Annotated in this window: 8 protein-coding genes and 1 pseudogene; 1 reads left to right on the forward strand and 8 read right to left on the reverse strand. The window is 71.5% G+C overall.

What is annotated here, in order from left to right:
• The 7 genes and pseudogenes from ACYVE9_RS08455 to ACYVE9_RS08485 all read right to left on the reverse strand — a co-directional run.
• Nucleotides 1-172, reverse strand: a pseudogene (locus tag ACYVE9_RS08455) (type II secretion system F family protein); the annotation flags it as partial.
• Between the two features lie 9 nt (nt 173-181).
• Nucleotides 182-1,519, reverse strand: a complete 1,338-nt coding sequence (locus tag ACYVE9_RS08460; protein ID WP_461027121.1) for a CpaF family protein — start codon at nt 1,517-1,519, stop codon at nt 182-184.
• Nucleotides 1,520-1,680: 161 nt separating this feature from the next.
• Complete coding sequence (locus ACYVE9_RS08465) at nt 1,681-2,163, reverse strand: TadE/TadG family type IV pilus assembly protein (RefSeq protein WP_461027122.1); 483 nt, start codon at nt 2,161-2,163, stop codon at nt 1,681-1,683.
• Entirely contained in the window at nt 2,160-2,531 is a 372-nt protein-coding gene (locus ACYVE9_RS08470; protein ID WP_461027123.1) for a TadE/TadG family type IV pilus assembly protein, read from the reverse strand. The genes ACYVE9_RS08465 and ACYVE9_RS08470 overlap by 4 nt, the downstream gene beginning before the upstream one ends.
• Nucleotides 2,532-2,534: 3 nt before the next feature.
• Nucleotides 2,535-3,800 (reverse strand): AAA family ATPase, encoded by a 1,266-nt coding sequence (locus ACYVE9_RS08475; RefSeq protein ID WP_461027124.1) that lies wholly within the window; start codon nt 3,798-3,800, stop codon nt 2,535-2,537.
• An 8-nt stretch (nt 3,801-3,808) separates the two neighbouring features.
• On the reverse strand, nt 3,809-4,513 hold the full coding sequence (gene cpaB / locus ACYVE9_RS08480; RefSeq protein WP_461027125.1) for a Flp pilus assembly protein CpaB: 705 nt from the start codon (nt 4,511-4,513) through the stop codon (nt 3,809-3,811).
• 97 nt (nt 4,514-4,610) lie between these two features.
• A complete protein-coding gene (locus ACYVE9_RS08485) occupies nt 4,611-5,504 on the reverse strand; it encodes a hypothetical protein (RefSeq protein ID WP_461027126.1) in 894 nt (297 codons plus the stop codon).
• A 631-nt stretch (nt 5,505-6,135) separates the two neighbouring features.
• Between ACYVE9_RS08485 and ACYVE9_RS08490 the strand changes: the two genes are divergently transcribed.
• On the forward strand, nt 6,136-7,839 hold the full coding sequence (locus ACYVE9_RS08490) for a chitinase (RefSeq protein ID WP_461027127.1): 1,704 nt from the start codon (nt 6,136-6,138) through the stop codon (nt 7,837-7,839).
• A 171-nt stretch (nt 7,840-8,010) separates the two neighbouring features.
• On the opposite strand, the gene ACYVE9_RS08495 is transcribed toward ACYVE9_RS08490, so the two are convergent.
• Complete coding sequence (locus tag ACYVE9_RS08495; RefSeq protein ID WP_461027128.1) at nt 8,011-9,297, reverse strand: Nramp family divalent metal transporter; 1,287 nt, start codon at nt 9,295-9,297, stop codon at nt 8,011-8,013.
• Nucleotides 9,298-9,453: the final 156 nt, after the last annotated feature.

The following is a 9,453-nucleotide window of genomic DNA, read 5'->3' on the forward strand; positions in this document are numbered from 1 at the left end:
GGCCGCGGCCGGCGCCGAGCGGGGTGCCGGTGTGGGTGAGTCGGTCGACGAGGGCCTGTCGCTGCGCGCGCCCGGTGGCGTAGGCGTGCACGCCGGCGACGGCGAGCACGCAGGTGAGCAGGGTGACGCCGAGCGTGAGCAGGACCAGCCGGTCGAGGGTTTCCGGTTCCACGGTGGTCGGTTACCTCGCTTCCCTGGTGCTGAGTTCCAGTTCGGATCCGGCGACGCCGAACACGGTCGGCAGCGCCTCTCCGGCGAGGTAGAGGCGCTGGGCGACGGCGCGCGGCAGCGGGTGGTAGCGGAACCGGCCGCGGACGACGCCGTCGACGTCCATGGGCTGGGCCTCGAAGCCGGCGACGCGGGTGATGCGGTAGTCCTCGCGGCCGTGCGAGTCGAGGATGGCGATCTCGGTGATGCGGCGGGAGCCGTCGGCGTGCCGGGTGAGCTGGACGAGTACGTCGAGTGCGCTGTTGATCTGGTCGCGCAGCGCCTCGAAGGGAATCTTGACCTCGGACATGGAGGCGAGGGTCTGGAGTCGCATCAGGGCGTCCTCGGCGCTGTTGGCGTGCACGGTGGCGAGTGAGCCGTCGTGGCCGGTGGACATGGCCTGGAGCATGTCGAGTGTCTCGCCGCCGCGGACCTCACCGACGATGATGCGGTCGGGTCGCATGCGCAGGGAGTTGCGGACCAGGTCTCGGATGGTGATCTGGCCCTTGCCCTCCACGTTGGGGGGTCGCGACTCCAGGGAGATGACGTGCTGCTGCTGGAGTTGCAGTTCGGCGGCGTCCTCGACGGTGATGATGCGCTCCCCTTCGGGGATGAGCCCGGACAGCGCGTTGAGCAGGGTGGTCTTGCCGGAGCCGGTGGCGCCGGAGACGATCACGTTGAACTTGGCGCGGACGAGCGCGGCGAGCAGCAGCGTCATCGGTTCGTCGAGTGAGCCGAGGCCGATCAGCTCGTGCAGGCTGTAGGAGCGCGGGAAGCGGCGGATGGTGAGGGTGGCGCCGGTCAGGGCGAGCGGCGGGATGATGACGTTGACGCGCTCTCCGGACGGCAGCCGGGCGTCGACCATGGGGTTGGACTCGTCGACGCGGCGGTTGACGGTGGACACGATGCGTTCGATGGTCTGCATCAACTGGTCGTTGGAGGCGAAGCGCAGCGGGAGTTGCTCGACGCGGCCGTTCCGCTCGACGAAGATCTGGTCGGGGCCGTTGACCATGATCTCGGTGATGGTGACGTCTTCCAGCAGGGGTTCGAGAATGCCCAGGCCCAGCGCCTCGTCGACGACGCGGCGGATGAGCATGGCGCGCCCCTGGGTGGAGAGCACCGGCCCTTCGCGGCTGATGATGTGGCCGAGTACGCGTTCCAGTCGGGCGCGCCGGTCCGTAGCGGCCAGCGACGACATCTCGGCGAGGTCGATCTCCTCGAGGAGCTTGGCCCGGTAGACGGTGACGAGGTGGCTCTCCTCGTGCTGGGGCGAGGCGGCTTCGGGCGCGGTGAGGCGTGCCTTGAGGCTCATGGGCGTGCTCTCCTCGTCGTTCTCCGGCTCGGTCCTGCGGTCACGCGGCGGACGGCGTCCCCCCGGGTCGCGGCCACGTCCCGGGACGAGACGGCTGCCCGAACCGGGACGGCCGGCCGCTCCGGAACGGTGGGGAGGTGCGGGGGTGGTGGCATCGGCGGTCAGTCCCGGGCTCTGGGCATGGTGGCGGACTTGGTGACGGTGCCGAAGCCGACGCCGGGGATCACCGAGGGGATCGGCACGGTCGCGGTGACGGTGACCTCTCCGGAGGGCCGCTCCTCGTCGAAGGCGGCGCGGGAGGCGAGCCAGTCGCTCATGGCCTGCCGGCCGCCCTGTTCGGCGCTGCGGGTGTCGTCCTGGGAGACGTAGCGGGCGGCGGCCCGTGCGCCGGTGCCCGCCTGGGACGCGGTGTAGGCGACGATGCCCAGTTGCACACCGGCGAGGGCGATGATCAGCAGCAGCGGCAGGAAGCCGATGAACTCGATGGCGGCCTGCCCGCGGTCGCGCGCACCGGAGCCGTGCATTCCGCGGCGGCGCGGACCGGGACCGGACGTGCCGGGACCGGACGTACCGTGGCCGGACGTACCGCGGCCGGTCTTCCGGCTGCCCGGCTGCCCGCTGCGGGGGCGGGAGTGGGTGCTCATTCGGCCGCCTCCGATGCCGCACCGGCGGTGCCGGTGACCGTGAACGGGAAGTCGACGCTGCCGGGGAAGAGCACCGGCACCTTCAGGTCGACGCCGGCGCGGGCCATGCCGCCGGGGTTGCGGGCGCAGGTGGTGTCGGCATCGGCCTGCCATGCGCCGGGCAGGTCCTCCTGGGCCGCGGCGCCGGCGTCCTCGCCGATCGCGCAGGCGCGGGCGGCTTCGTCGGCGGCGTTGCCGGCCAGGGTGAAGGTGTACCCGACGAGCACGAACTGCCACAGCAGCACGAGCACCAGCAGGATCAGCGGCGCCATGCCCAAGAACTCCACGGACGTCTGTCCGCGGTCGGTGCCGGTACGCCGTGTCCGCATGGTTCAGCGCTCCCCTGCCGTGCCGCGTCGGCGGCGCAGGGCGAGAGCACCCCGGTCGCCCTGCCGGACCAGTCCCTTGCCGGGCTGCGGGCTCGTGCCCTGGCCGGTGAGGCCCAGTTCGCCGGCGAGTGCCCACAGTGCCTGTCTCACTGCCCCTCGGCTGTCCAGCTCATGCATGCGGGAGGAGTCCAGGCAGCCCTGGAGTTCGCGGAAGTTGGCCGGCACGGTGGTGCGGGCGACGAGGGTGCCGGTGATCTGCTGGATCAGCGGGGGCTGGATCTCGGTGCCGCGGGTGTGCCGGTTGACGACGGTGACGGTCTCCTCGGCCTTGCGGATCTGGAGCCGGTCCCAGAGCTTGACCATGCGCTTGACGCCGCGCACGGCGACGACGTCGGGGGTGGTGACGAGCACGGCGGTGTCGGCCATCTCGACGGCTGCCGCGTTGGCGCTGTTGAGCTGGGTGCCGCAGTCGATGACGACGGTGTCGTACCGGGTGCTCATGGCGGTGACGATCTGCCGGGCCGCCGCGTCGGTGACCTCCTCGGAGCGTTCGCCGTCGGCGGGCGCGAGCAGCAGCGCGAGGCCGCTGGGGTGGGCGAAGACGGCGTCCTGGAGCACCCGGGGTGAGAGGTCGCCGATGCCGGCGAGGTCGGCGACGGACCGGCGGAACTGGACGTCGAGGAAGGAGGCGACGTCGCCGGCCTGGAGGTCCATGTCGATCAGGGCGGTGCTGCCGCCGGCGGCCTGCGCGGCGAGCGCGAGTTGCACGGCGGTGAGGGTGGTGCCGACGCCGCCCTTGGCGCCGGAGACGGCGACCACGGTGCCGCCGGTGGCGGGCAGTACGTCGGGCCCGTTGCCGAGGTGGCGGCGGACGCCGGTGGCCCACTGGGCGACGGACTGGGTGCGGGCGGCGAGTTCCTCGTAGGCGAGCGGCAGACCGACCACTCCGCGGGCGCCGGAGTCCATGGCCGCGGAGTAGACGGCGGGGCTGGCGTCGGTGGTGATGAGCACGGTGCCGACGGCCGGGAAGCGCAGCCCGATCTCCCGGATGAGCTCCAGCGCCGGCACTGGCCCGATGCGTTCGTGGACGAGCACCACTTCGGGCAGGTCGGCGACGGACTCGGCGGCGACGGAGGCCAGCAGGTCCAGCAGGGCGGTGGAGTGGCCGACGGGGTTGAGGGGTTCGGTGTCGGGGAGCTGGCTGAGCAGCGAGAACACCGTCCGGGCCAGTTCGGCGTCGGCGGTGGCCGGAATGATGCGGGTGACCATCGGCTGCCTCACTTGTCCTGGGACAGCGTGTAGTTGCGCTCGCCCTTGTTGACGGTGGCGTCGTCACCGGGGGCCACGAGGGCGAGCCGGACGTGTGTGGCGAAGGACTCGGCGTAGGCGACCCGTTGGGCGTCGAGCGTGCCGAGCGCGAAGGTGATGGGCACGGCCTGCCCGCTGCCGGTGGGCTGCTCGTTGTCCTCGGGCCGGATGCTGGTGAGGCGGCCGACGTCGATGACCCGGGCGCCGTCGACGAGCACCTTGGAGACGGACTCGGTGTCGCCCTCGCCGCGGAAGGTGGCGTAGATGTTGACCCGGGAGCCTGGTGTGATCTTTCCGGCGACCCCGGTGGCCGCGTCGATCATGATGGCGATCTCCTGCTGGCCGGACTCCAGGGCGGGCCGGTCGGCGATCATGTCGGCCTGGAGCAGGGAGCCCTTGCGCAGCGGGTTGACGGCTATCTTGCCCTCGATCTCGCCCAGGTCGGTCACCGCGGTCTCGGGCAGCCATCGCTCCGGCATCGTGATGCGGGTGAACTGGCCGCTTCGCAGAGCCTGGTAGGGCTCGATGTCGTTCTTCAGCTCGTACGCCGTCACCTCGGGGCCGACTTTCGACTCCACGTTCCTGATCACCGAGAGCACCCCGCCGAAGGCGGCGAGTGCGCCGACGATCGACAGGACCAGCAGGATGACGCCGCGGCGCTGGCGGGAATTCATGACCGGGGGTTACCTCGTTCGGGGCCGGGACTGTGAACGGTGTGTGCGGTCCGTGCGTATGACTGTGTGCACAACGAATGGTGCCGTGTGCACCGGTCTATGTCTGCCCGAATGCCGAAGCGGCACCCCCGGTGAGGGCGGCGGGCGTCGACCGGTGCTGTCTGGGTGTGGCTCCGGGCAGGACCGGCGACGTGCAGAACCCGCAGCGGTCACCGATGAGTTGCAGCCCGCACCAGTGGCAGACCGTGCGCTGCACGGAGCTGACGACCTGGTACAGCACGGAGATGTCGGGGATCGCGGCGGCGAACTCGACCAGCTTGCCGGTACCCCACCACTGTGCCGACTCCCGTGGCAGGGTGGCGTGTTCCACTCCGCTGACCTGCCAGTGCGCGGCCAGCGCGGTGTCCGGCCAGTCCGAGGAGAGCTGCCCGGCGGCGGTGACGAGCCGCGTCGCGTAGTCGGGGCCCTTGAGGGTGTTTCCGCCACCGAGCTTGACGAGCTGCGGGGCGGGGGTGGTGAGCACCGCGAACTGGCTGCCCGGCACCCACGACCTGGCGTGCGCGGTGAGCGACACCGGCACGTGGTCGAGCCGGGCGACGGAGTTGAGGAGTGCGCCGGCGTGGATGTAGTGCGAGAGCAGCCGGATCGCCGCGGCGAGCACGCCGGCCGGGAAGTCGGTGACGGACAGCTGGCGGAGTTGGCGCACCAGGACGGCCAGGGCGAGCGGCGGCAGGTCGGAGCGGATCAGCGCGATGCGGTCGCTCTCCAGCACCGAGCGCACGGTGTGCAGCCGCTGCCGGACGGCGGCCGGCACGGAGTGCGGGTAGACCACGATGAGATAGCCGTGCTGGTCGAGGAGTTGGCGTGTCTCGGCCAGGGCGGCGTCGAGCGACTGGTCGGCCGGCGCGGTGAGGACGTGGGCCGGCGGCGTCTGCCGGTCCGGCGGCGGAAGCACCAGTTCGGGGCTGGTGACTGCGATCGCGGTGGGCACGTGGTCTTCTTCCCCGCCTTCTGTCCTGATGCCTTCTCCGGTGCCGGTCCGGTCACCGCTTCGGCGGCGGCCCGGTCGCCTGCTCCGGCGGCCTGCCCCGGTGGCGGTCCGAGCCCGCCGGCGGAGTCGGCCGACCGTCTTGGTGCACCGGCGCGTTCCCCGGTGACGCGTACCCCCGGTTCGTTCCTTCTCACGCCTGCCGGTCGCGCCGTCGCCCGGCTGTCGTACATCACCTTGTGTGGTCTTCCTGTCACGGCAGCCTAGCCGTGCGGGGCCTGCCGGTGAACAGTTCGCGGCGGGCAGTATGTGCCGGTCACCGGGCGGTCCGTCCCTTCACCGTTCGGGACGAGGACGGCGCGCGGTGGGGTGCGCAGGCGGCGACGGGTCAGGTACGTCGCCAACTCCCCTCAAGCCGGGTTGTGTTCGCCCACGCGCGGGAACGGGCGGGCGTCGGCGGCGTGACCTGCGTGCTTTCGGCGGCGGTTGCGCCAAGCCTTGACAAGACTATTGGTCTGGACCACTCTTCGGCAGCAACAGCACCCCCGGCGGCCGCCGTTCCCTCACGCGTTTCCCACCCCGAGACCCTCCACTCCCACCGCACCCCCCACATCCCTATGCCTGGAGGCATGTCGTGGCACGCACATCCCCACGGGGCAGCAGACGGCTGCTCAGCGGCGCCCTCGCCACCGCCGTGGCCGCCGTCTCCCTGGTGGCCGGCGGACTCACCGGCAGCGCCGCCGCCGCCGAAACCAACCTGCTCGCCAATCCCGGCTTCGAGTCGGGCCTCACCGGCTGGACGTGCTCGGGCGGCAGCGGCCAGGCCGTCGGCAGCCCGGCCGGCAGCGGCGCGTCGGCACTGCGCGCCACACCCGCAGGCAGCGACAACGCCCGCTGCTCCCAGGTCGTCAGCGTGCTCCCGAACGAGGAGTACGAGGTGAACGCGTGGGTGCAGGGCTCCTACGTGTACCTCGGCGCCTCCGGCACCGGGACCACCGACGTGTCCACCTGGACGCCCGGCGGGTCCGGCTGGCAGCGGCTGACGACGAGCTTCCGCACCGGCGCGAACACCACCTCGGTCACCGTCTACACCCACGGCTGGTACGGCCAGCCCGCCTACCACGCCGACGACCTCACCCTCACCGGTCCCGGAGAGGGCCCCGGCGATCCCGACCCCGAGCCGCCGGCCGTGCCCGGGGGACTGACCGTCGGCTCGACCACCGCCACCTCCGTGGCCCTCAACTGGGGCTCCGCGCAGGGCGCCACCGGCTACCACGTCTACCGCGACGGGGAGCGGGTGCAGTCGGTCTCCGGCACCTCGGCGACGGTCACCGGCCTGACCGCCGCCACCTCGTACGAGTTCCGCGTCAGCGCCGTCAACGGCGCCGGTGAGTCGGCCCGTTCGGCTCCGGTGACGGCCACCACGAGGCCCTCCGGCGGCAACCCGGGGCCGGGCGTGCCCAAGCACGCGGTGACCGGCTACTGGCAGAACTTCGACAACGGCGCCAGGGTGCAGAAGCTGCGCGACGTGCAGAACGCCTACGACATCATCGCGGTCTCGTTCGCAGACGCCACCAGCCGGCCCGGTGAGATCACCTTCAATCTCGACCCGGCGCTCGGTTACTCCTCGGAGTCCGAGTTCATCTCCGACGTCGCGGCCAAGAAGGCGGCCGGCAAGTCGGTGATCATCTCCGTCGGCGGGGAGTTGGGCAACGTCACCATCAACAGCCCCGAGAGCGCGAGCCGCTTCGCGAACAGCACCTGGGCGCTGATGCAGAAGTACGGCTTCGACGGCGTCGACATCGACCTCGAGCACGGCATCAACTCCACCTACCTGACGCAGGCGCTGCGCTCGCTGTCCGCGTTGGCCGGCTCTGACCTGGTGCTCACCATGGCACCGCAGACGCTGGACATGCAGTCCACGTCGTCGGAGTACTTCAAGCTGGCGCTGAACGTGAAGGACATCCTGACCGTCGTCAACACCCAGTACTACAACAGCGGTTCCATGCTGGGCTGCGACGGCAAGGTCTACAGCCAGGGCAGCGTCGACTTCCTCACCGCGCTGGCCTGCATCCAGCTCGAAGGCGGCCTGGACGCCTCCCAGGTGGGTCTGGGCGTGCCCGCCTCCACCCGCGGCGCCGGCTCCGGCTACGTGGCGCCGAAGGTGGTGACCGACGCGCTGGACTGCCTGGCCCGCGGCACCAACTGCGGCTCGTTCAAGCCCTCGCGGACGTACCCCGGCATCCGGGGTGCGATGACCTGGTCCACCAACTGGGACGCCACCGCGGGCAACGCCTGGTCGTCCGTGGTCGGACCGCACGTCCACGCGCTGCCGTAACCGGCCCGCACACCTGGGCGACCCCGGCCCGCACGCCGTCGGCACCACGCCGGCGACGTGCGGGCCGTTCCGCGTCCCGGCCCGGGAGGGGCGCACCGGTACCGGGCAGCGTCGGGGGCCCGGTCCCGGGGTCGGCGGGGAAGGTGCGGTACGCCGGAGCAGCGTCCGGGTTCACCAGGGCAGGGTGCGGATCTGCTCCACGCAGAGCACCACGAACAGCAGCGCGGCGAGCGTGAGCATCGTGTTGCTCAGCCGGCCGTTGCGCCACTGCGGGGGCGTGTCGGAGCGGTTGAGCAACCACAGCAGGGTGCCGGCGAGGAACGGCAGGAACAGTGAGCCCAGCACGCCGTAGGCGATGACCAGGCCGAAGGGCCGGTCCAGGAAGAGCAGCGCGATGGGCGGCACGCTCAGCCAGAGCAGGTAGGCGCGGAACGGGAGGGAGCGTTCCCGGACCCCGGCGGCGATCTCGGCCGTGCCGTCGCCCGCGCCGCGCAGGTGCGCCACGTAGTCGGCGAAGAGCAGGCTCACGCCGTGCCAGACACCGATCAGCGACGAGAAGGACGTGGCGAAGAAGCCGACGAGGAACATCTTGGCGGTGACGACGTCGAAGCGGCGTTCCAGCTCGTCCCCGACGTCGAGCAGGCCCCGGCTGCCCTCGGAGAGGGTGATGTTGGTGGCGTGCAGCAGCTCGGCACCAACAATGATCATCGCGATGGTGAACACACCCGTCGCGACGTAGGCCATGGAGTTGTCCAGCCGCATCATGCGCATCCAGCCCGGCGTCCGCCAGCCCTTCGCGTTGACCCAGTAGCCATAGGCGGCCATGGTGATGGTGCCGCCGACGCCGCCGATCACTCCGAGCGTGTACAGCAGCGAACCCTCGGGGAGGCTGGGAACGAGCCCGGTCGCGGTCTCGCCGAGGCGCGGTCCGACACGGACGGCGAGCACCACCACGATGAGGAACATCAGCCCGACGAGCACGGTCATCACCCGCTCGATGACCGCGTACCGGTTGAACCAGACGAAGAGCAGCCCCACCAGGGCCACCGCGATCCCCCACACCTTCAGGTCGACGAAGCCCGGGAACAGCGCGGCGAGCGGCAGCGCGCTGGCCGACATGGCGGTGGCGCCGTAGACGAAGCCCCAGATCACGCTGTAGAAGCCGAAGTAGTAGAGCGTCCACCGGCCGATGGAACGCCAGCCGTCGAACAGCGTGCGCCTGGTGGCGAGGTGCCAGCGCGCCGCGCCCTCGGCGAAGGCGATCCGGATGGCACACCCGATCACCACCGCCCACAGCAGGCTGTAGCCGAAGCGGCTGCCCGCCACCAGGGTGGCCACCAGGTCACCGGCCCCGATGCCGGTGGCGGCCACCACCAGGCCCGGCCCGATGGACCGCCAGCGCACACGCTGCCCGGGTTCCGCCGCCACTTCCGCGCTGTCCCTGGTGCCGTCGGTCATGCCGCACCCTCCGCCCTCGTGCCCGGTGACTGAAGTGGTTTGTGTGCTGCGGTGGTTCGTGTGCTGCGGGTGGTCCGTGTGCTGCGGATGGTCCGTGTGCTGCGGACCGGCGGCCTGCTCGTGCCACGGGCCGGGCGCGCTCCGGGCCCGGCGGTG

Source organism: Streptomyces sparsus (assembly GCF_054776295.1).